22 protein-coding genes are annotated in these 22,852 nt (G+C 44.5%); 9 read left to right on the top strand and 13 right to left on the bottom strand.

From position 1 onward, the window contains the following. Positions 1 to 4: 4 nt before the first annotated feature. The 6 genes from K5Q99_RS07830 to mioC form a co-directional block, all read right to left on the bottom strand. Positions 5 to 388, bottom strand: a complete 384-nt coding sequence (locus K5Q99_RS07830) for an ATP synthase subunit I (RefSeq protein ID WP_126493379.1) — start codon at positions 386 to 388, stop codon at positions 5 to 7. A gap of 225 nt (positions 389 to 613) precedes the next feature. Next, positions 614 to 1,492 (bottom strand): ParB/RepB/Spo0J family partition protein, encoded by an 879-nt coding sequence (locus K5Q99_RS07825; RefSeq protein WP_006084765.1) that lies wholly within the window; start codon positions 1,490 to 1,492, stop codon positions 614 to 616. A 9-nt stretch (positions 1,493 to 1,501) separates the two neighbouring features. Continuing rightward, positions 1,502 to 2,290 (bottom strand): ParA family protein, encoded by a 789-nt coding sequence (locus K5Q99_RS07820; protein WP_012090674.1) that lies wholly within the window; start codon positions 2,288 to 2,290, stop codon positions 1,502 to 1,504. 73 nt (positions 2,291 to 2,363) lie between these two features. Continuing rightward, complete coding sequence (rsmG, locus tag K5Q99_RS07815) at positions 2,364 to 2,984, bottom strand: 16S rRNA (guanine(527)-N(7))-methyltransferase RsmG (RefSeq protein WP_006083835.1); 621 nt, start codon at positions 2,982 to 2,984, stop codon at positions 2,364 to 2,366. Between the two features lie 117 nt (positions 2,985 to 3,101). After that, positions 3,102 to 4,991, bottom strand: coding sequence for a tRNA uridine-5-carboxymethylaminomethyl(34) synthesis enzyme MnmG (gene mnmG, locus K5Q99_RS07810; RefSeq protein WP_220776529.1), 1,890 nt, complete (start codon positions 4,989 to 4,991; stop codon positions 3,102 to 3,104). 439 nt (positions 4,992 to 5,430) lie between these two features. Further along, on the bottom strand, positions 5,431 to 5,871 hold the full coding sequence (mioC, locus tag K5Q99_RS07805; protein WP_220776528.1) for an FMN-binding protein MioC: 441 nt from the start codon (positions 5,869 to 5,871) through the stop codon (positions 5,431 to 5,433). A gap of 250 nt (positions 5,872 to 6,121) precedes the next feature. Here mioC and K5Q99_RS07800 point away from each other — a divergent pair, with 250 nt between their 5' ends. After that, entirely contained in the window at positions 6,122 to 7,675 is a 1,554-nt protein-coding gene (locus tag K5Q99_RS07800; RefSeq protein ID WP_220776527.1) for a POT-type proton-dependent oligopeptide transporter, read from the top strand. Positions 7,676 to 7,765: 90 nt separating this feature from the next. Here the strand turns inward: K5Q99_RS07800 and mnmE are convergent, their stop codons facing one another. The 5 genes from mnmE to rpmH form a co-directional block, all read right to left on the bottom strand. After that, complete coding sequence (gene mnmE, locus K5Q99_RS07795; protein ID WP_220776526.1) at positions 7,766 to 9,127, bottom strand: tRNA uridine-5-carboxymethylaminomethyl(34) synthesis GTPase MnmE; 1,362 nt, start codon at positions 9,125 to 9,127, stop codon at positions 7,766 to 7,768. A 127-nt stretch (positions 9,128 to 9,254) separates the two neighbouring features. Next, positions 9,255 to 10,883, bottom strand: a complete 1,629-nt coding sequence (gene yidC / locus K5Q99_RS07790) for a membrane protein insertase YidC (protein ID WP_220776525.1) — start codon at positions 10,881 to 10,883, stop codon at positions 9,255 to 9,257. A gap of 3 nt (positions 10,884 to 10,886) precedes the next feature. Beyond that, a complete protein-coding gene (gene yidD, locus K5Q99_RS07785) occupies positions 10,887 to 11,141 on the bottom strand; it encodes a membrane protein insertion efficiency factor YidD (RefSeq protein ID WP_006083829.1) in 255 nt (84 codons plus the stop codon). Next, positions 11,108 to 11,464, bottom strand: a complete 357-nt coding sequence (rnpA, locus tag K5Q99_RS07780; RefSeq protein ID WP_105250802.1) for a ribonuclease P protein component — start codon at positions 11,462 to 11,464, stop codon at positions 11,108 to 11,110. Before rnpA ends, yidD begins: the two co-directional genes overlap by 34 nt. A gap of 15 nt (positions 11,465 to 11,479) precedes the next feature. Continuing rightward, positions 11,480 to 11,617, bottom strand: a complete 138-nt coding sequence (gene rpmH / locus K5Q99_RS07775) for a 50S ribosomal protein L34 (protein WP_006083827.1) — start codon at positions 11,615 to 11,617, stop codon at positions 11,480 to 11,482. A gap of 446 nt (positions 11,618 to 12,063) precedes the next feature. Here rpmH and dnaA point away from each other — a divergent pair, with 446 nt between their 5' ends. From dnaA to gyrB, 4 genes are all read left to right on the top strand, one after another. Continuing rightward, a complete protein-coding gene (dnaA, locus tag K5Q99_RS07770) occupies positions 12,064 to 13,452 on the top strand; it encodes a chromosomal replication initiator protein DnaA (RefSeq protein ID WP_006083826.1) in 1,389 nt (462 codons plus the stop codon). A 19-nt stretch (positions 13,453 to 13,471) separates the two neighbouring features. Then, the gene (gene dnaN, locus K5Q99_RS07765) at positions 13,472 to 14,572 is read left to right on the top strand and encodes a DNA polymerase III subunit beta (RefSeq protein WP_106648780.1); all 1,101 of its coding nucleotides are present in this window, start codon (positions 13,472 to 13,474) and stop codon (positions 14,570 to 14,572) included. Between the two features lie 201 nt (positions 14,573 to 14,773). Beyond that, a complete protein-coding gene (recF, locus tag K5Q99_RS07760; protein WP_220776524.1) occupies positions 14,774 to 15,856 on the top strand; it encodes a DNA replication/repair protein RecF in 1,083 nt (360 codons plus the stop codon). A 16-nt stretch (positions 15,857 to 15,872) separates the two neighbouring features. Next, the gene (gene gyrB, locus K5Q99_RS07755) at positions 15,873 to 18,290 is read left to right on the top strand and encodes a DNA topoisomerase (ATP-hydrolyzing) subunit B (RefSeq protein WP_220776523.1); all 2,418 of its coding nucleotides are present in this window, start codon (positions 15,873 to 15,875) and stop codon (positions 18,288 to 18,290) included. Positions 18,291 to 18,371: 81 nt separating this feature from the next. Here the strand turns inward: gyrB and K5Q99_RS07750 are convergent, their stop codons facing one another. Next, positions 18,372 to 19,034 carry a glutathione S-transferase family protein gene (locus K5Q99_RS07750; RefSeq protein WP_220776522.1) on the bottom strand — a complete coding sequence of 221 codons (663 nt, stop codon included), beginning with the start codon at positions 19,032 to 19,034 and terminating at the stop codon, positions 18,372 to 18,374. Positions 19,035 to 19,275: 241 nt separating this feature from the next. Here K5Q99_RS07750 and K5Q99_RS07745 point away from each other — a divergent pair, with 241 nt between their 5' ends. The 4 genes from K5Q99_RS07745 to K5Q99_RS07730 are packed head-to-tail and all read left to right on the top strand — an operon-like array spanning position 19,276 to position 21,521. Continuing rightward, positions 19,276 to 19,578: a c-type cytochrome gene (locus K5Q99_RS07745; RefSeq protein WP_220592983.1), complete on the top strand. Its 303-nt coding sequence runs from the start codon at positions 19,276 to 19,278 to the stop codon at positions 19,576 to 19,578. 1 nt (position 19,579) lies between these two features. Beyond that, the gene (locus K5Q99_RS07740) at positions 19,580 to 20,806 is read left to right on the top strand and encodes a sulfite oxidase (protein WP_220776521.1); all 1,227 of its coding nucleotides are present in this window, start codon (positions 19,580 to 19,582) and stop codon (positions 20,804 to 20,806) included. After that, positions 20,806 to 21,189 carry a cytochrome C gene (locus K5Q99_RS07735; protein ID WP_220776520.1) on the top strand — a complete coding sequence of 128 codons (384 nt, stop codon included), beginning with the start codon at positions 20,806 to 20,808 and terminating at the stop codon, positions 21,187 to 21,189. The genes K5Q99_RS07740 and K5Q99_RS07735 overlap by 1 nt, the downstream gene beginning before the upstream one ends. Beyond that, positions 21,186 to 21,521, top strand: a complete 336-nt coding sequence (locus K5Q99_RS07730; RefSeq protein WP_220591571.1) for a c-type cytochrome — start codon at positions 21,186 to 21,188, stop codon at positions 21,519 to 21,521. The genes K5Q99_RS07735 and K5Q99_RS07730 overlap by 4 nt, the downstream gene beginning before the upstream one ends. A 91-nt stretch (positions 21,522 to 21,612) precedes the next feature. Here K5Q99_RS07730 and K5Q99_RS07725 read toward each other — a convergent pair whose 3' ends face one another. Further along, positions 21,613 to 22,533 (bottom strand): 5-oxoprolinase subunit C family protein, encoded by a 921-nt coding sequence (locus tag K5Q99_RS07725; protein ID WP_220776519.1) that lies wholly within the window; start codon positions 22,531 to 22,533, stop codon positions 21,613 to 21,615. Between the last annotated feature and the right edge of the window lie 319 nt (positions 22,534 to 22,852).

The raw sequence follows: 22,852 nt of genomic DNA, 5'->3' as shown, positions 1-22,852 counted from the left end.
CCACTTAACTTTGCTTGAAGTATAAAGGAGCTGTCCAATGCACGATTAGCGTCAGCACATAACAAACAAAAAGCGGCATAAAAGCGACCTTAATATTGATAAATACAAACGAAAACATTGCGATGGTTAACAGCAACTTTACCGCTTCCCCCCAGTAAAAAGTCTTTATGACTTTTGCAGCTGAACTTGCTCCCGTGTGGGAGAAAGCGAGGGTTGCGAATACAAAATTAGGGAGCACAGCGATTGAACCACCTGCTAACGCAGAATAGCCAAACTGAACTCCCCACACGGCGAAAAAGAGAATTGAAGCACCCCCAGCGACCGCCGCCTGCATCATCACCAATTTATAGGCTGACCACCGGCCACGACGCGCTAAAACCTTACTCAATTCATCCTCTCCGCACTCATACTTTTTGTTTCGATGACCGGATGACAAATACCCGTATTTATGTCGATGCACAAAAAGCTTGCGAAAGTATACCTTTTCACGCCTTCATTGCAACTTTGAGATAAGGAAAAACAACACTTTTAACGTGATCTAGCGCCAAACGAGTTAAAATGTAAGATTAGCATCTGTCACAAATTTACATTAAAAACTGTTAATCTACAGACATTAATGAATTTTACTAAGAATTCCGTCTAATTCAGCCAGATTCTGATAGTTAATTACAATTTTACCTGTGCCCTTACTGCTATGAGCGATAGAAACCTTGGCACCTAATCTTTCAATTAACTGCTGCTCTAAACGACAAACATCTTGATCTTTAGTCGTAGTTTCGGCTTGTTTAGGCGGATTTAAGGTTTGATTAATTAATCGTTCAGTTTCGCGAACGGTTAATTCCTTAGCGGCCACTAATCTCGCAAGATTTGTTTGTTCTTCTCCCTCAATTGCTAACAAAGCGCGAGCATGACCCATATCGATATCGCCATACTCGAGTAGACGTTTTACTGGCTCATTTAAGCCGTTTAAACGTAACAAGTTAGATACACTCGCTCTGGATTTTCCCACAACATCGGCAACCTGTTGGTGAGTCAGTTCAAATTCTTGCATTAAACGTTGTAATGCTATGGCTTCTTCCATGGCATTTAAATCTTCACGCTGGATGTTTTCAATCAAAGCGATAGCAACGGCGGCCTCATCGGGTACTTGTTTGACTATGCAGGGGATTTTATTTAAGCCAGCAAGTTGAGAAGCACGCCAGCGACGTTCGCCCGCAATGATCTCATACATGTCGTTTGCCACTTGTCTCACAACGATGGGCTGAATAATGCCTTGATTCCGGATAGAGTGCGCCAGTTCTTCCAACGCTTCGGGAGACATGTCTTTACGAGGTTGATACTTACCCGGTTGTAATAAGTCTAAATCGAGATGGATAAGCTCTTCTTTTTTATCGACAACATTAGCTTCGTCAGTGTGTTTTTTACTGGCGGCATGGCTGTTACTCAGTAGGGCATCTAACCCTTTGCCTAATCCTCTTTTCTTTAACGTCATGGTGATCCTTTACGCTTGCTTAGCCTGAGTTTGTTGTTCTGAACGACGGATCATTTCACCCGCAAGCGCGAGATACGCCTTAGCGCCGGCACTCGATTTATCGTAATACATAGCAGGCGCACCAAAACTTGGCGCCTCAGCCAGCCTCACATTACGTGGGATCACAGTACGATATACCTTGTCACCAAAATGCTGTTTTAGCTGATCGGACACATCATTAGATAAACGATTACGCGGATCGTACATAGTGCGTAAAATGCCTTCAATGCCAAGCCCAGGGTTAACCATAGCGGCAAGCTTAGTGATGGTATCAATCAGCGCCGTTAAGCCTTCGAGGGCATAATATTCGCACTGCATAGGCACAAGCACAGAATCGGCCGCAGACATAGCGTTCACAGTTAACATGTTCAATGAAGGAGGGCAGTCGATAAAAATATAATCATATTGATCTTTTATCGGTGCAAGCGCGTTACGCAAACGGATCTCACGCGCAAAAAACTCCATCAGTTTTATCTCTGCCGCTGTCACATCGCCATTACTGGCGATCAGATCATACTTACCCGCAGTGTTTTTAATGACGATCTCGTCGAAGGATTTTTCTTCAACCAATAATTCGTAGGCCGTATTTTCGACCTCATATTTATCGACACCACTACCCATAGTCGCATTACCTTGGGGATCGAGATCGATCAATAAGACTTTACGTTTTGTTGCTGCTAACGAAGCGGCGAGGTTAACGCAAGTAGTTGTTTTTCCTACGCCACCTTTCTGGTTAGCCACGGCAATCACTTTACCCACAATATCACCCTGTATGTAAATGCTGGTTTATTGCCCTTACCTAAAAATGATTTATTCATCACTTTTAAGCCTGTTATTCTTTGATTATTTTCAATAAATGTCTTTGTTCATCGAGTTTAGGCACCTTAAGTTCGATGACTTCTTTCACTGCAAATCCACTTGGAATATGTTGCATTTCTTCATCATTCAACTGGCCTTTAAGGGCATAAAACTGCCCATGTTCGGCAGGTAAATGATGGCACCAAGTGAGCATATCTTGGATTGAAGCAAATGCACGACTTAATACGCCGTCAAATTTTTGCTCTGGTTGATAAGCTTCTACGCGGCTTTCAACCGAACTGATGTTATGTATGCCTAGTTCAAAGGACACTTGTTTTTGAAAACGAATGCGTTTACCTAAGCTGTCCAATAACACAAATTGTTTATCGGGATTCATAATCGCTAACGGGATCCCAGGTAAACCGGGTCCTGTGCCTACATCGATAAAACGTTCACCTTGCAGATGTTTTGAAACCACTAAGCTGTCCATGATATGGCGGATCAACATGGCTTCGGGATCTCTCACCGATGTCAGGTTATAGGCTTTATTCCATTTGTTGAGCATGCCAACAAAATCAATTAGTTGTTTTTTTTGCTCGGCGGTTGCGGGCAAATTAATTTCGGCTAAATAAGCCTCTAACTGGGCAGATAACACTGAGCAACCTCAACAAAGATACGATTATGAACGCGAAGGCTATTATGAAGCCCGAAAACGATGAAGGGAAGCCTGAATGCTTCCCTTCTATGACCTAAGCAGCGATAAAGCTAGCTTTTACGCACTCTTACGTAATAAGCCACGCTTTTTAAGGTGAACCAACAAAATTGAAATAGCCGCAGGGGTAATACCAGAGATCCGTGATGCTTGACCTATGGTTTCAGGTTTGTGGTTATTTAACTTTGCAATCACTTCGTTCGACAAGCCCGGTACTTCTTTGTAATCGAGCGTCAAAGGTAAGCCTGTGTTCTCATTACGCACGGCTTTGTTGATCTCTTCCTGTTGACGTTGAATGTAGCCAGAGTACTTCACTTGGATCTGAACTTGCTCAGCCGCCTGTGGATCTTCAAGTCCAGGACCAAAACCTTCAATTTGCATTAACTTGCTGTAATCCATTTCTGGACGACGCAGTAACTCTTCAAATGACGCTTCGCGTGAGATCGGCGTATTCAAATGTGGATTCAACGCATGGATCAAAGGTGAATTTGGATGCACCCATTGGCCACGCAGTCTTTGCAGTTCAAGTTCAATGGATTCTAACTTCTCACTAAATGCCGCCCAACGAGTGTCATCGACTAAGCCAAGTTCGCGACCTTTGGCCGTTAAGCGAATGTCGGCGTTATCTTCACGGAGTAATAAGCGATATTCGGCACGGCTAGTAAACATGCGGTACGGTTCTTTGGTACCTAGAGTCGACAGATCATCAACCAGCACCCCAAGATACGCTTCGTCACGGCGTGGACACCAAGCTTCTTTGCCTTGCACTTGCAAAGACGCATTCATGCCCGCTAATAAACCTTGAGCACCGGCTTCTTCATAACCTGTAGTACCGTTTATTTGGCCAGCGAAGAATAACCCGTTGATCGTTTTGGTTTCTAGTGAGTTTTTCAGATCCCTTGGATCGAAATAATCATATTCGATCGCATAACCTGGACGCACAATTTCTGCGTTTTCCATACCTTTGATCGAACGTACTAAGTTCAACTGTACATCGAAAGGTAAGCTAGTAGAGATCCCGTTAGGATAGATCTCATTGGTATTTAAACCTTCAGGTTCGATGAAGATCTGATGCGAAGATTTATCCGCAAAGCGGTGGATCTTGTCTTCAATCGATGGGCAATAACGTGGACCAATACCTTCGATGACGCCTGAATACATAGGGCTTCTGTCTAAACCACCACGAATAATTTCATGGGTTTTTTCATTGGTGTGAGTGATCCAGCAAGATATTTGTTTTGGATGATGACTGACATCACCCATAAATGACATGACAGGTAACGGAGAATCACCTTTTTGTTCAGCCATTTGAGAAAAATCGATCGTGTTTGCATTGATACGTGGCGGTGTACCTGTTTTTAAACGGCCCACGCGGATCGGTAACTCACGTAAACGATTGGCTAAGGCAATGGCTGGTGGATCGCCTGCACGGCCACCGCTGTAGTTTTCTAACCCTATGTGGATTTTGCCGCTTAAGAATGTGCCTGTTGTTAACACAACTGCTGGAGATTCAAAGGCTAATCCCATTTGAGTCACTACGCCAACAACTTGATGATTTTCAACAATTAAGTCATCAACTGCTTGTTGGAAAATACGTAAGTTAGGTTGGTTTTGTAATATGTTTTGGATTTTTTGACGATACAGCGCACGGTCAGCTTGTGCACGTGTCGCTCGTACTGCTGGGCCTTTGCTTGAATTCAAGGTTCTAAATTGGATCCCTGCATAATCGGTTGCGATCGCCATTGCACCGCCTAAGGCGTCAATTTCTTTCACTAGGTGGCCTTTGCCTATGCCACCGATTGCTGGATTACATGACATTTGTCCTAACGTATCGATATTGTGCGTTAGTAATAATGTTTTTGATCCCATTCTTGCTGCTGCCAACGCGGCTTCAGTTCCGGCATGACCACCACCAACAACAATAACATCAAACCGTTCATGAAAATGCATGCCACTACCTTCAATTGCTAAGAGACTCAGTACGAGCCGAGTATTTTAGCATTTGCTTTGCGCTAGGTGAATGATCATTTTACCTTGATCGATCGAGATGATCCGGACTAATAGATCTTAAGATCTTTATATAGATCTTCTTATTATGTTTACTATTAAGATCGCATTTTTCTGTGTATAACCCAAATTAAGTATATAAATCATTAATTAGCGCGATCTTGATCCTGTGATTTGATCGCGATCTAACGCCATTAAACATGGGGATAGATCGCCTACTTATCCACAAGGCGGATCATTAAGCAGATCGCACTGTGAATAGTACAGAGGTTGATCAGATCTAAATAATACCTTATCCACATGTTTATACTTTAAATAAGTAAATTGTGGATAAATAGGATCTAAACTGTACATAGATCTCGACCTTATCCAATAAGCGATCTTAAATATCCTGTTGCCATTGTGCTAACCATGCAAGCGCTGGGTCTTCTGGCACTGGATCAAGCTGTACATCGATCTGGATCTTATCCACAAAGGCTTTTGCATCGCAGTCTTGAATCGCTGAAATGAGTTTTTCAGGGCCTTGGCAAAAGGTGTCATAACTTGAGTCGCCAATTGCACATAAGGCAAAGTTCACTTGGCTGAGATCTGGTTTTTGTTCGGAAATTTCGTTGAAAAAGGGCTGGATATTATCTGGAAGATCACCCGCGCCGTGGGTAGATGACACGATAATCCATAGTGCATGGGTGTCGATTTCGCACAGTGTTGGAGTTAAATGCACTTGAACTTGGTGCCCTTGATCCGTTAATTGCGCCATCATTTCGTCAGCAACATACTCTGCACTGCCCAATGTTGTGCCAACTATTACTTCAATCTTTGCCATTATGATTTCTCAATGTGTTGTTGTTTTTAAAACAAATTTCAATTAAATAGATAGCTCAATGGCTATTATTATGTTCATCATAAAGGAAATGTGGATCGGACCACAGAAGCAATACGTGATTTTTGCAGTTTTTGCATCCTTTATATAATGTTGGTTTGGCTTACATGTTACCTTTAGCTTCTTGATACAAAATTAATATATTTACCAATTTAATTTCATTTTAAATCAAATAATTATAATAGGATGTTCTATGACAACACCCGTAAATGCGCCCCAGTGGCCACGGCAAATTCCTTACATCATCGCCAGTGAAGCTTGTGAACGTTTTAGCTTTTACGGTATGCGGAATATTCTTACCCCATTCTTGATGACAGCACTTTTGTTGTCTATTCCAGAAGAACTACGTGGAACTATGGCTAAGGATGTGTTCCATTCCTTTGTCATTGGAGTGTACTTTTTCCCATTACTCGGTGGTTGGATTGCTGATCGTTTTTTCGGTAAATACAATACTATCTTATGGTTAAGCTTAATTTACTGTGTTGGTCATGCGTTTCTCGCTATTTTTGAACACAGCATTCAAGGGTTTTATACGGGATTATTTTTAATTGCGCTCGGATCGGGTGGGATTAAGCCCTTGGTTTCTTCCTTTATGGGAGATCAATTTGATCAAACCAATAAAACATTGGCGCAGAAAGCGTTTGATCTGTTTTATTTTACGATTAATTTTGGCTCCTTCTTTGCCTCGTTATCTATGCCATTACTATTGAAATATTATGGTGCTGCGGTCGCATTTGGGATCCCTGGTGTCTTGATGTTTATTGCAACTGTGTTCTTCTGGTTAGGCCGCAAACGTTATGTGCATATGCCACCAGAACCGAAAAATCCTCATGGTTTTTTACCCGTTATTCGTACCGCATTGCTCACTAAAATCGCGGGCCAAGCCAACATAGGTTTAGTGTTAGCTTTAGTTGGGATCATTTCTGCAGCGTATGCCTTAGTCAATATTCCAACCTTAGGTATCGTTGCTGGTTTGTGCTGTGCGTTAGTGCTCGTGATGGGATTTGTTGGCGCAGGGGCTTCATTGCAACTCGAACGGGCTAGGGGGATCCATCCGGATATCGCCGTTGATGGGGTGCGTTCAGTACTACGGATCTTAATCTTATTTGCGTTAGTGACTCCCTTTTGGTCTTTGTTCGATCAGAAAGCGTCCACTTGGATATTGCAAGCCAATGACATGTCAAAACCGGCATGGTTTGAACCTGCCATGATGCAAGCGTTAAACCCATTATTAGTTATGTTACTTATCCCATTTAATAACTTTGTGTTATATCCGGCGATTGAGCGCATGGGTATAAAGTTAACTGCTTTGCGTAAAATGGGGGCTGGGATTGCCATCACGGGCGTGAGTTGGATAGTCGTTGGTAGCATTCAATTGGCGATGGATGGCGGCTCGGTATTATCAATATTTTGGCAGATTGTGCCCTATGCTTTGCTCACCTTTGGTGAAGTATTAGTCTCTGCCACTGGGCTAGAGTTTGCCTACAGCCAAGCGCCTAAAGCCATGAAAGGCACTATCATGAGTTTTTGGACCTTATCGGTGACCGTAGGTAACTTATGGGTGCTACTAGCGAACGTCAGTGTGAAAAGCACAGCTGTGACCGAACAAATTGCCCAGACAGGGATCAGCATTACCGCATTTCAGATGTTTTTCTTTGCTGGTTTTGCCATCTTGGCGGCATTGATGTTTGCGCTTTATGCAAGATCCTATCAAATGCAAGATCATTACCGCCACGTAGAATCTTGAGTTAGTCGATGAGTGGAAATATTCGGTTGTAGATAAAAAATCAGCCCATATTGCATGGGCTGATTTATCTGGAAATAATATTAAGGTTAGTTATTTTCCTATACAGAAAGAGCTAAAAATCTTGCCGAGTAAATCGTCAGAAGTGAAGCGGCCAGTGATTTCTGATAATGCTAATTGGCACATGCGTAACTCTTCCGCCAGCAGTTCTCCTGCTAGATACACTTCTAATTGTTCTTTACCCAATTGCAGATGGCTTGCGGCGAGTTCAAGGGCTTCTAAGTGACGACGCCGGGCGATAAAGCCACCTTCGAGATTACTCTGATAACCCATAAGTGACTTCAAGTGTTGCTTTAATTCTTCAACACCTAAGCCTGTTTTTGCCGAGATCCGGTAGACGCTATAACCTTGTTCTTCGGTCATCATTAAGTCTTCGCCAGTAAGATCGGCTTTATTACGGATCACTGTTACACCTAAATTGGAGGGCAGGCGATCGACAAAGTCTGGCCAAATCGCATGGGGATCGACGGCTGCGGTTGTTGTGCCATCCACCATAAATAGCACGCGATCGGCGCTGTTTATTTCATTCCATGCGCGTTCAATACCAATTTGTTCTACCGTATCAGTGGTATCACGCAGGCCTGCGGTATCAATAATGTGCAGCGGCATACCATCTAAATGGATATGTTCACGTAATACGTCGCGTGTTGTACCGGCTATTTCAGTCACAATGGCCGACTCTTTACCCGCTAACGCATTTAATAAGCTTGATTTTCCGGCATTGGGGCGACCGGCTATCACTACTTTCATCCCTTCACGAATGATAGAACCTTGTTTAGCGCTGGCTTGCACTAGGTCGAGTTTGTCGATGATTTTATAGAGAGCATTGGCAATCTTGCCGTCACTTAAAAAGTCGACTTCTTCATCGGGGAAATCAATTGCGGCTTCAACGTATAAACGCAGGTTAGTGACTTGGTCCACCAGCTCATGGACTTCCTTAGAAAACTCACCTTGTAGCGATTGTAGTGCGCTTTTAGCGGCTTGCTCACTGGTAGCGTCGATAAGGTCGGCAATGGCTTCGGCTTGGGTTAAGTCGAGTTTATCGTTCATAAAGGCTTGTTCGCTGAACTCGCCTGGTTTTGCGATACGAATGCCACCGACTTCCATTACCCGTTTGATCAGCATGTCGAGGACGATTTGGCCGCCGTGGCCTTGAAGTTCCAGTACATCTTCGCCAGTAAAGGAATTAGGTCCTTTAAAGAATAGTGCTATGCCTTGGTCTATCACTTGGCCCGATGCACTTTTAAAATCGCAATAATCGGCATATCGGGTTTTAGGAAGATGACCTAATACGGCCATAGCGACATCACTGGCTTTGTCGCCTGAAATTCGAATGATGCCTACGCCGCCACGTCCGGGCGCGGTGGCTTGAGCCACAATAGTGTCAGTTGTCATGGAAATACCCACCAAACTAATATCTACTAAATCATGTAAAGGAAAAGGCGGCCAATTAAGCCGCCTTTTAGTGTCATGCGTTCACATTAATCTGTAACGATGCGCTAGAGTCTTGGAAATCTTAGGCTTATTTTAAGCCTTTTTTCTCAAGACCTGCATAAATAATCTTCTGCTGCGTGATAGCAACTATGTTACCCACTAACCAGTACAGTACTAGACCTGCTGGGAACCAGAGGAAGAATACGGTAAAGATTACTGGCATCCACTGCATCATTTTCACTTGCATAGGGTCCATAGTCGGTGCAATAGGTTGCATCTTCTGCATCACAAACATAGATACGCCCATCAATAATGGCAGTATGTAGTAAGGATCTTGTACCGATAAATCGTGGATCCACAACATAAAGGGTGCGTGACGTAATTCGAAGCTTTCTAACAATACCCAGTACAAGGCAATGAAGATTGGCATCTGTAAAATAATAGGTAAACAGCCACCCATAGGGTTAACTTTTTCTTTCTTATACAGTTCCATCATGGCCTGACCCATCTTTTGACGGTCATCACCAAAGCGTTCTTTCAAGTCAGTCAGTTTAGGTTGCAGGTTACGCATTTTCGCCATTGAGGTGTACTGCGCTTTTGTTAGCGGGAACAGTAAACCACGAACGGTTAAGGTGATCAGAATAATCGCCACACCCCAGTTACCGACGAATGATTGATAGAACATCAATAACCAGTGGATTGGTACGGCTAACCACCATAGGAAGCCGTAATCGACCACTAGGTTTAAGGTATCAGAGATGGCTGACAGCGCTTTTTGATCCTTAGGACCGACATAGAACTGTGAGCTAATTTCTTGGGTTGCACCAGGTGCAATATCATATACCGCACCGCGGAAACCAATATTGGCTAAACCGCCCGCACTGACACTAGAGAAAATAGTGTTGCTGTCAGTTGCGGGTGGCACCCAAGCTGAAACGAAATAGTGTTGTAACATGGCTGCCCAACCGCCTAAAGTGGCTTGGTTCAGGTTACTTTTGGCCATGTCGTCAAAGTTGTATTTTTCATAGCGCACATCATTCGTTGAGAACGCACCACCACGATAGGTAGGCATCATCATGCTGCTTTCAGATGGCTTGATCGTTTGTTTAATCTGACCGTACATCTGAACTTGCAGTGGTGCTGCTGAAGTGTTGTTGATTTTATAGTCAACATCTATGTTGAACTTACCGCGATGGAATACGAACACTTTAGTGTAAGTCACACCATTGTCAGCGATATAAGTTAACGGTACTTCTAAGGTATCTTGGCCTTCGGCTAAGGTATATTCAGTTGCCGTTGTGCTAAATGCGGCACGGCCTTTTGCGCTGCTATCGATACCATCGCGACCAATTAGGCCGCTTTGAGCGATATAAGTGAAATCATTCGTTTGCTCAAGCAATACGAATGGTTGATCTTTCTCTAGTTCTTTTTTGTGCGAAACTAACGCAGCAAAAACGATGTCACCACCCACTGGATTGATCTGAATGTCTAACTGATCTGTTTTTACCGTAATCAGTTTGCTGTTTGCAGTAACTGCTGCAGCAGGAACACCTGTATCAGCTTCTGGAACATCGGCACTGTGTGAGCTTGCCGCGTTCGCCACTAAGGACGATTCGGTTGCAACGGGTTTAGGAGCTTTGTCTGCTTGCCACTGTTGCCACAGCAAAAAGCTGACAAACAGTAGTCCTATGAGCAATATATTGCGTTGAGATTCCATAGCCTATTTATTACACCTGTCATTTTTAGGGGGGACGGGATCACTACCGCCGGGATGTAAAGGGTGACATTTTAATATGCGTTTCAATGCAAACCAACAACCTTTCGCGGTTCCATGCACTTTTATTGCTTCAATAGCATAGTGAGAGCAGGTGGGATTGAAACGGCATCGAGGGCCCAGTATAGGGCTTATGAATACTTGATAGCCACGAATTAACGTGGTCGCTAGCCATTGTAGCGGCGACTGAGTTTGCGCCATAGCTTTTCTATCAATTTGTTGATTTCAGCGTTTTCCATTTCCATCACGCCATTTCTGACAAGCACAACAATATCAAGATGAGGAATGTCGTGTTGATTTAAGCGAAAACTATCTCTGATCACGCGCTTAATACGGTTACGTTGATTGGCGCGTTTTACATAGCGTTTGGCAACAGTAAGGCCCATACGCGGATGTTGTTCCGTGTTAGGAATAGCGAGCAAGGTAATTTCAGCAGAAGATGCTTTGATGGGATTGGAAAATACAGATTTAAATTGCGCGGGAGTTAACAAACGTAACTCCCGCGAAAAGGTATAGCTAGTCAACTAGTTACCTACTTATTAAGCAGATAAACGAGCGCGACCTTTCGCACGACGACGTGCAAGCACCTTACGGCCGCCTACAGTAGCCATACGAGCGCGGAAGCCGTGAGAACGCTTGCGCTTCAGGTTGCTAGGTTGAAAAGTACGTTTACTCATGATGGCAATCCGTCTTTGTTAATTAGTGAACATATCCTTATCTCTAGGATAGAGGTAAGGGCAAAAAAGAGGCCGAATTGTAATCACAATACTTAGTCACGTCAACAACGAAAGTAAGTAAGTGCTTTATTTCTGCCAGCGTATCCTTAGATCAACCCCCTGAATACACCATAAGATGTGGATAACTCTGTGTACGGACACTACATATAGTAGTGCAGGGGATCTTCGAGCCGATCGAAGGGGCGCCATTATAGATCAATGTGGATCGCTTAATAAAGCAGGATTTGCGGATAGTGTTGAATAAAAGGATCGTTTTGGATCTTTGATGATCGAGGATATCCACATAGAATGATCTCGCTGGGGATAAATATTTTTTAAGGATAGCGATCCTTGAGATCTCGCTATAGAATACACCTCTTTTTTGATGATCTTTTGGGGATAACTAAGTGGCTGTTTCACTTTGGCAACAATGTATCGGACGACTGCAAGATGAGCTTTCTGCTCAGCAGTTCAGTATGTGGATCAGACCGTTACAAGCCGAAATGGATGGAGATACTCTGGTGCTGTATGCGCCCAACCGCTTCGTGCTTGATTGGGTCAGAGATAAGTACATCAATATCATTAATCAGTTCTTTACTGAGCAGATGGGCAGCGATGCACCTAAATTGCGCTTCGATATAGGTAGTCGTCCTTCGGCGAAAAAGCCAAGTGTGCCAGCACCTATAGCGCCAACTCGAGTCGCAAATACGCAAACAAAAGCGACGGTAGGCACGACGTTTAACGTCCAAGCCGAGCCGATGGCGAACGCGAATCACCGCAGTAACATCAATCCAAGCTACCAGTTTGATAACTTCGTAGAAGGTAAGTCGAACCAATTAGGTAAGGCTGCGGCGTTGCAAGTGGCTGAAAATCCAGGTGGTGCTTATAATCCATTATTCTTATATGGCGGAACAGGTCTAGGTAAGACTCATTTGTTGCACGCTGTCGGTAACGGGATCATTAAAAATAATCCGAATGCTAAAGTGGTTTATATGCATTCCGAGCGTTTTGTTCAAGACATGGTTAAAGCGCTACAAAACAATGCGATCGAAGAATTTAAACGTTACTACCGTAGCGTCGATGCCTTGTTTATCGATGATATTCAATTTTTTGCTAATAAAGACAGATCCCAAGAAGAATTCTTCCATACCTTCAACGCCTTGCTGGAGGGGAATCATCAAATTATTTTGACTTCAGATCGTTATCCAAAAGAGATCGACGGTGTTGAAGACAGATTGAAATCGCGTTTTGGTTGGGGTTTAACTGTGGCTATTGAGCCACCAGAGTTAGAAACCCGCGTGGCGATTTTGATGCGTAAAGCCCAAGAGAGCGGCATTAACTTGCCCGATGAAGTGGCCTTCTTTATTGCTAAACGTTTACGTTCAAACGTGCGTGAGCTAGAAGGGGCGTTAAACCGCGTTATCGCCAACGCCAACTTCACGGGTCGACCAATTACCATTGATTTTGTTCGTGAAGCCTTACGTGACCTCTTGGCACTTCAAGAAAAATTAGTCACTATAGACAATATTCAGAAAACCGTAGCTGAATACTACAAGATCAAGATGGCTGATATGTTGTCTAAGCGCCGTTCACGCAGTGTCGCGCGGCCTAGACAAGTGGCAATGGCGTTATCCAAAGAATTAACTAACCAAAGCTTGCCGGAAATTGGTGATGCTTTTGGTGGTAGAGATCACACCACAGTGTTGCATGCCTGTCGTAAGATTGCTCAGCTACGGGAAGAGAGCCACGACATTAAAGAAGATTATGCTAATTTGATTAGAACCTTATCTTCTTAGAACAAGGAATTTGGACACTATGAAATTCTCCATTGATAGGGATGCCCTATTAAAGCCGTTGCAATTGGTGTGTGGTGCGGTAGAAAGACGCCATAATTTGCCCATTTTGTCTAACCTCCTTGTAGAAGTAAGTGGTCACTCACTTAAGCTGACTGGTACAGATTTAGAAGTTGAACTGGTGGGCCAAGCTGTGGTTCACGGTGATATTGAAGAAGGTCGTACTACGGTTCCGGCTAAAAAGCTGCTCGATATTGTTAAATCTTTGCCAGAACAAAGCGAACTGAAAGTCGAACAACAAGATAATAAATGGTTGCTGCGTTCGGGCCGTAGCCGTTTTTCCTTAGCGACCTTGCCCGCAGAAGAATATCCTAACGTTGAAGCCTTCCAAGCTGAGATTGAATTTAGCTTAAAGCAGGGCGTATTGAAGTCGATTATCGACTCAACGCAATTTTCGATGGCTAACCAAGATGTGCGTTATTACCTCAACGGTTTATTGTTTGAAACTGAAGGTAACGTATTGCGCGCTATTGCGACCGACGGCCACCGTTTAGCCTTAAGCCACCGCACGATTGAAGCACAATTACCTGAAAAACAAGTCATTGTTCCGCGCAAAGGCGTAATGGAAATGGCGCGTTTATTGGAGTCGGACGATCTCGATATTGCGATTGCCATTGGTGATAATGCCATTCGTGCCACTACGGCTAACACTGTATTTACCAGTAAATTAGTTGATGGCCGCTTCCCTGATTATCGCCGTGTATTGCCAAAGGGCGGTGATAAAATCGTGATTGCGAGTCGTAATCACCTGAAGCAAGCGCTGACCCGTGCATCGATTTTATCGAACGAAAAATTCCGTGGTGTGCGTATTCAACTCGAAAATGGTTTGCTCAAGATCACCGCTAACAATCCTGAACAGGAGGAGGCGGAAGAGATCATCGATGTGGAATATAACAACCAAGCCTTAGAAATTGGTTTTAACGTCAGTTATTTGCTCGACGTACTCAACAACCTAAAGTCCGATGATGTGCGTATTACGCTCATTGATGGTAACTCCAGCGCCTTAATCGAAAACCATTTGGAAGAAGATTCCATGTATGTGGTTATGCCGATGCGCTTATAAACCATCGACTTTTACGTTACCCGTGTCTGTAGCTCAGTCTCCGATAGCTATGCCGCTTAATTGCGGCACAGTGTTTAATACGCAGCATTGGCCATTCCTTCACTCATTTACCGATAGCCTTAGCCTGTGGCAGCGATTGAGTTGCCTGTTAAGTGTTATGAATCCTTGCCTTCGCCGTTTACGCGGCTTAATGAGTAATGCATGAGCCTGACCCGTCTCAATATCGAAGCGTTTCGCAACATTCAGTCCGCACAGTTAATCCCTGCACCTGGGATTAACTTGATTTATGGCCAAAATGGCAGTGGCAAAACCAGTATTCTTGAGGCGATATATTTCCTCGGTATGGGGCGTTCGTTTCGCAGCCATTTATCCCAGCGAGTGATTAATAACGACGACGATAAGTTAACCCTGTTTGCGACCTTAAATTTAGCGCGCGGTGACAGTAAAATCGGTTTACGCCGATTTCGCAGTGGTGAGACTGAAGTAAGAATCGATGGTGAAAAAGTCAAACGTCTGTCGACTTTAGCCGAAACCTTACCTATCCAAGTGATCACGCCTGAAAGCTTTTCGCTGCTGTTTGAAGGCCCAAAATCACGTCGACAATTTATCGATTGGGGCGCATTTCATGCTGACCCACAGTTTTATGGCGCTTGGACGAATGTTCGCCGCGTTCTTAAACAAAGAAATCAATTACTTAGGAATGGTTCAGCTTATAGCCATATTCAATTTTGGGACCAAGAGTTTGTGCGTTATGCCGAGCAGGTTACTGAAATACGAAACCATTATGTAGACTCGTTAAATGAGCTACTTAAGGGTATAATCGGGGAGTTTTTACCGAGTGTAGATGTGAAGGTTTCATTTACCCGCGGCTGGGATAGTAAAACGGATTTTGCAGAACTACTCGAAAACCAATATTCCAGAGATTTGGCCACAGGTCATACCGTCAGCGGTCCCCATAAAGCTGACCTTAGACTTCGTGTAGGCACTTTGCCGGCGCAGGATGCCCTGTCCCGTGGTCAATTGAAATTATTAGTCTGTGCACTGCGTATTGCACAGGGAAAGTTGCTCAAACAACAAATAGATAAACACAGTATTTATCTTGTGGATGATCTTCCATCCGAGTTGGATGCACAGCATAGGCAGCTATTGCTAAAGCAGTTAGTGGATACAGGTGCACAAGTGTTTGTCACTGCCATTGAGCCTGCAGCAATAGTCGATTCGTTACACACACCTCCCAGTAGGATGTTCCATGTGGAACACGGACGTGTAACGGTAATTGAATAACCATTGAGAGAATAATATGTCAGAGAATAGTTACGATTCTTCGAGTATTAAGGTCCTTAAGGGCCTTGATGCAGTACGTAAGAGACCTGGGATGTATATTGGTGACACCGACGACGGTACGGGTCTACATCATATGGTGTTCGAAGTAGTCGATAACTCTATCGATGAAGCCTTAGCCGGCCACTGCAGCGATATTACCATTACTATCCATGTCGATGGTTCGGTTTCTGTTAAAGATGACGGCCGTGGTATTCCGGTTTCTATCCATGAGGAAGAAGGCGTATCGGCTGCTGAAGTTATCATGACGGTATTGCATGCCGGTGGTAAGTTCGACGATAACTCTTATAAAGTGTCTGGCGGTCTCCACGGTGTGGGTGTCTCGGTTGTAAACGCTTTATCTAAAAAGCTGCAAATGACTATTCGCCGTGCGGGCAAAGTGTACGAGCAGTTTTATACCCACGGTGTGCCTGATGCGCCAATCAAAGAGATTGGTGATGCGACTAAAACCGGTACTGAAATCCGTTTTTGGCCAAGTGAAGATACCTTCAGCGATGTTGAGTTTCACTTTGAAATTTTGGCAAAACGTGTACGTGAACTGTCATTCCTGAACTCAGGCGTCGGTATTCGTTTAGTTGATGAACGTGACAACAAGAATGAATTCTTCAAATACGAAGGCGGGATTAGCGCATTCGTTGATTATTTGAACCGTAATAAAACTCCCGTCAATAAAGACGTATTCCACTTTATGCAAGAGCGTGAGGATGGTATTACCGTTGAAGTGGCGATGCAGTGGAATGATGGTTATCAAGAAAATATTTTCTGTTTTACCAACAATATTCCACAGCGTGATGGTGGTACTCACCTAGCGGGTTTCCGTGGCGCCTTAACGCGTAACTTAAACAACTACATGGAAAACGAAGGCTATAACAAAAAAGGCAAAACTAACGCGACAGGCGATGACGCCCGTGAAGGTTTGACCGCCGTTATCTCTGTTAAAGTGCCCGATCCTAAGTTCAGCTCACAAACTAAAGATAAGTTAGTTTCGAGTGAAGTGAAATCTGCGGTTGAACAAACCATGGGTGAGAAGCTGAACGATTATCTGTTGGAAAACCCAGCCGATGCTAAGTTGATTGTCGGTAAAATTGTCGATGCGGCCCGTGCCCGTGAAGCGGCGCGTAAAGCCCGAGAAATGACTCGTCGTAAAGGCGCGCTAGATTTAGGTGGTTTGCCAGGTAAGCTGGCCGATTGCCAAGAGAAGGACCCTGGTCTTTCCGAAATTTACATAGTGGAAGGTGACTCTGCTGGCGGTAGCGCTAAGCAGGGACGTAACCGTAAGAACCAAGCGATTCTGCCACTGAAAGGTAAAATTCTAAACGTTGAGAAGGCCCGCTTCGATAAGATGTTGTCTTCTCAAGAAGTGGCCACACTGATCACGGCGCTTGGCTGTGGTATTGGTCGTGACGAATACAATCCAGATAAGACGCGTTATCACAACATCATCATCATGACGGATGCTGACGTCGACGGCTCGCACATTCGTACCTTGCTGTTGACCTTCTTCTTCCGTCAAATGCCTGAATTGATTGAACGTGGTTATGTGTATATTGCTCAGCCACCACTATTTAAAGTGAAAAAGGGCAAGCAAGAACAGTATTTGAAAGACGAGCCTGCATTGACTCAATATCTTACGACTCAAGCATTGGATGGCACTATTGTGTACCCAACGCAAGGTGCGATTGGTATGTCAGGTGAGCCGTTAGAGCGTTTAGTGACTCAGTATCGTGAAGTGGAAGCGATTGTTGCCCGTTTAGAGCAACGCTACCCAACGCACATTACTAACCGTATGCTTTACCACCCAATGATCACCAACGAGATGTTGGCCGATGAAGGCAAGATGAAAGAGTGGATCGATGCCTTTATCCATGAGCTGGTGGAAATGGAAAGCAGTGGCGTACTGTATTCTGCTGAGCCGATTCTCGATCCTGAGCGTAAAGTGTATTTGCCTAAGATCACTATTCGTAAACACGGTATCGATACTAACTATCTGTTTACTTATGACTTCTTCCAATCAAGTGACTATCAACGCATCGGCAAGTTAGGTGCGGCGTTAGATGGCATGATTGAAGAAGGCGGTTATGTGCAACGCGGCGAACGTGTGAAAGAAGTCGGCAGCTTCCTTGAAGCGCTAGATTGGACGATTTCTGAAGCCAAACGCGGCTTATACATTCAACGTTATAAAGGATTGGGTGAGATGAACCCTGAGCAATTGTGGGAAACTACAATGGATCCTGAATCACGCCGTATGTTGCAAGTCACGATTGATGATGCCGTGGGTGCCGATCAGTTGTTCACTTGTTTGATGGGGGATCAAGTTGAACCTCGTCGTGAGTTCATCGAAGCGAACGCATTGAACGTGGCTAACTTAGACGTTTAATGCGCGTTAAGTGATTAGCAGTACGTAAATGATTAAGGGAAAGCCAAGGCTTTCCCTTTTTTATTTCTATGATTTATCCCTTTATTGATCAATACCCGCTTCATCCGCTGCAACAATTTCAGTCTCAGCTTTAGCCGCACTCATCCACGCCTGCATTTCCGGACAGCTGATCACATGCTGCATATAGGCACGGCTTGCCTGCGAGACTTCAACACCGTAGGTGATAAAGCGCATGACCACAGGGGCAAACATCATGTCGGCAATCGACCACTCGCCAAATAACCAAGTACCTTTGGCATTTGATGGTGCAAACTCGGCCATTTGTGCTGACCAAATCGCATCGATGCGCTCAATGTCTTTGCGGACTGCATCAGTGAGCTCAACATAACGGCTCGCGCGTATGTTCATTGGTAGAGCGTTACGCACGGCATTAAAGCCAGAATGCATTTCACTGGCTATCGATCTAGCCTTGGCTTTTTGTTTAGGATCTTGCGGCCATGCGCTACCGGCAAGATAGGTGTCGTTGAGGTATTCACAAATTGAGAGTGAATCCCATACCGTGATATCGCCATCGACTAATGTCGGTACTTTTAACGTCGGCGAAATGGCTTTGAGTTGCTGATAAAAGCTGTCGGTATCGAGTTGCAGTAATATTTCGTTGAACTGCACGCCAGATTTCGCGGCCATTAACCAAGCCCGTAGTGACCAGCTAGAGTAGTTTTTATTGCCAATATAAAGATCCATTGTTTGTCCTTGAGTGAAATGCCGAGTGTTTCTGCAAAGCTACTATATGGGCTCATTTCACCTATGACTAATGAATATTTTACCCATTCTATATCCGCTAATACGCGTCATTTCTCTTGAGCTTTCGAATCACTTTTATTGAATTTAAATCACTAACCGCATTGAGATAATTTAACCATATCTTAATTACTTCGTTCGATGGGAACTCGTCGGGATGAAGACTAACTGGCGAGATAAATGGATGTGGCAGCGAGTGATCTATCCGGTGAGCGTGCTGATGTTAATGTTACCAGCGGTGGCAAACGCCGATGAAGCTAATAAGTTATTGAATATGTGTAAGGCCTGCCATGGTGAATCCGGTGTGAGTCGTTTTGAGCATATCCCTAATATCGGATGGCAAAACTCGGATTACCTGTTGAAGCAACTGCGAGCCTTTAAGGCGGAGAATCGCCAAGATCCCACAATGACTAAAGTCGCTCAATTGTTGAGTGAGGCTGATATGCAGCTGATGGCGGATTACTTTTACCTCGGAAAGGATAAATAACATGGATCTTAATCGTCGGGTTTTTATTAAAGGGGCGGTAGCGACGTCTGTGTTATCTGCCTTACCCGTTAAGTGGGTATTTGCCGATCAGCTTCCCGCAGCCGTCACTCCTCTGGATATATCAGCATTAACTTGGACTAAGGCTGAGGATTTACCGGGTTACTTCAACGTGCTAAACACTCATCCACTGAATGCGTTTCCGCCGGAGCATAAACTCGCTCCTGCCGTGACGCCTGCTGATGCCTCATTTATCCGTTGGAATGGCATAGTGCCCGATTTTAAGGCGCTGGATGCTAAGACTTGGACTTTTAAAGTGGATGGCGAGTCTGTTATCACTCCAAAAACCTACACAATCGATGAACTTAAGCGCCGTTTTAAGCATTACACATTAGAGTTACTGATTGAATGTGGTGGCAATAGTCGTTCAGGCTTCTTTCCAAGCACGAAAGGCAATCAATGGAATAATGCCGGCGTATTTTGCTCCGAGTGGACGGGTGTGTTAGTGAGTGATGTGCTTAAGGATTGCGGTATTAAAGCCGATGCTGTTTATACGGGTCATCATGGTGTTGATCGGCATTTGAGCGGTAAAGGTGAGGCGATTTCACGCGGTGTGCCAATAAAGGCGGCGCTCGAAGAGCTGGGACTCATTGCATGGTCGATGAACGGCGAGGACATTCCTTATCTACATGGATATCCCTTGCGTATTGTGTTTGGTGGACGGCCGGGCTCCGTTTCGCAAAAAGCCGCTACGGGGATCAGTGTGCGCAATAAAGTGCATGATGGACATAAAATGGCAGCGCCAGCGTATCAACTCCCTAAATATCCGATAGCGCCAGGTGAGTCCGTTGATGATAAAGACTATAAAATCATAGAAGAAATGATAGTGAAGTCCTTGATTACCGATCCTCAATCGGGAACAGAATTAGCCGTGGGCCAGAAGATAGCCATCGCAGGCCACGCTTGGGCGGGATTACGGGAAGTCGTTAAAGTGGAAGTGAGTTATGACTATGGCACCCGTTGGTATACTGCTGAGTTAGAAAAACCTAAAAACGTAGCGGCATGGCAGCAGTGGAAGATTGAATTGCAATTACCGTCGCAGGGCTATTATGAAATCTGGGCCAAAGCGATCGATAGTGAAGGTGATAGTCAGCCAGTCGTACAACCGCAATGGAATCCTAAGGGATATATGTTTAACGGCTGCCACCGTATTGCCGTGAGGGTGGTGTGATGAAATCGCATATCAATCAATTGATAGTGTGCGGGTTACTTTTCACTGGGGCGACGTTCGCTGCAGAGTATCCCGTGGACCCTCAATCGGGCCTCATTATGGCACCCGGTTGGGAGTTGGTTAATTATCAATGCAATGTCTGTCACACCAGCATGATTGTTACCCAAAATCGCGGTGATAAAGCGTTTTGGCAAGAAACCTTGCAATGGATGGTGGATACTCAAGGCTTATGGGACTTGTCGGATACTTGGGAGCCGACATTGAGCTATCTCAGTACTTATTATGGCCAAGCTGAAATGGATATGACTATCTTTAGGCGTCTGCCCATTGAATCAAGCCAGTTGCCTCCGCCTGTTAAGCCTGCCGTTAAGGAATCTCAATGAAAGCGTTTATCGTCAGTTTGCTTGTCTTGTGCGGCTTATCCACAGCGGTTTATGCAGAAGGTTATCAAGCAGATATTGAACGTGGTCAGGTGCTGGCTACGGCTCAATGTGAGTCATGCCATGGCAATGTGGTGATCACTATGGCTAAACAATTCCCAAACTTGAAGGGACAGAAAATAGCTTATCTCAATAAACAGCTTGTTGATTTTAAAACTGGTTTGCGAGTCGATCCTTTGATGCAGGCGCAAGTCAGCGCGTTAAGCTCTGAGCAATTGCAAGATGTGGCGCTGTTTTATAGCCAGCAAGTTACACCAAACTTAAGTGCGAATTAGCATTATTGTGGGGGGACTATTTGAATGAAGTCGAATGCGGCTTGCTAGGAATGCGGGATGAGTTTTTTGGCCGCTATGATTAAGCGACTCGTTAACCTAGACTGCGTTGTAAGCGATAGAAGTAGTCATGCCATTCCGCTTGTGCCGTTGCCGCTTGTTCATCGTCAACTAATTCGAATTTAACTGTTTGTCCTGGGCGAGTTTGCGCGAGTTTCCACAGATCGGCTTCAATAATCACGGCGATTTGAGGATGACTGCTGGTGGTTTGCGCATCGGCAAGGAGCACGAGTGGTTGCCCTGAAGCGGACACTTGAACCACTCCGGGCGTGACTGTATGGGATTGAACGGGAAATGGTTTTGCTAAGGTCAATATTTCCCCGTTGAGTATTGCACTTGCACGATTGCTTTCTGCCGAAAGTTGCCACTGTGTTTGCCAGAATGTTTGCTGAGATTTCAACGAGAAGGCTTGAGTGTGCTTGGTCGCGAGTGCGCGAATATGCCCATCCCAACTTTTTTGAATTGCACCAACTTGTCTTCTGAGTGGGTGAGCTAAACCTAAGCTCAGGCGATCGCCCGCTTCTAATGCGCGGCCATGAAATCCACCGATACCTGAGGTTAAATCGGTAGCGGCAGAATCCATCACTAGCGGTACTTTAACGCCACCATCAACGGCAATATAAGCACGCATGCCTTTATTTCCCCCTCTAAGGCTGAGTTTTTGTCCTGCCTTAATGGAGTAACGCCAGCCGCAAACTATGGGCTTATTGTCTATACGAGCATCGAAATCGGCACCCGTTAAGGCAATCCAAGCGTCGCGTTTAAACAAAAAAATCGATTGGCCGAAGGTTAATTCCAATACGGGTGTATTGTCTGGGTTTGATAATAGGCGGTTTGCTAAACACAGGGCAGGTCTATCTAAGGCGCCAGCTTGGGTTACACCTAAATGTCGGTATCCCATGCGTCCGAGATCTTGAACTGTGGTTAGTGCACCCGCTTTTATTACCTCGATCATCAAATATTCCGTCGTTAGCTGGCAAGTATGTCGTGAATGGCTTAAAGGGAGACTAAATACGTATCACTTTATGAAGGCTGGGCATATTGTCAGTTAAATGATGCTGAAATGTAAGTTTTTTGAGGTTTCAAGTTGTAACCAAGATTGTCCTAATAGAGGCTACAATCATGGGATTGCTGGCGTCAGAAATGAATTGAATATGTTACACTTAAGCGAGCTATTAGCATGTCTGTAACGTGTTTATGTATCGCTTAAGCTTGATCAAAATGGATTTGAGATGGGCAATATTTAACTGACTTTTTAACAATTATCTATAATG

Source organism: Shewanella hafniensis, from assembly GCF_019655335.1.
In the GTDB taxonomy this organism is placed as follows: Bacteria; Pseudomonadota; Gammaproteobacteria; order Enterobacterales; family Shewanellaceae; genus Shewanella; species Shewanella hafniensis.
Note: the sequence above shows the minus strand (reverse complement) of the source record. Positions and strands in the feature narration are given on the sequence as shown.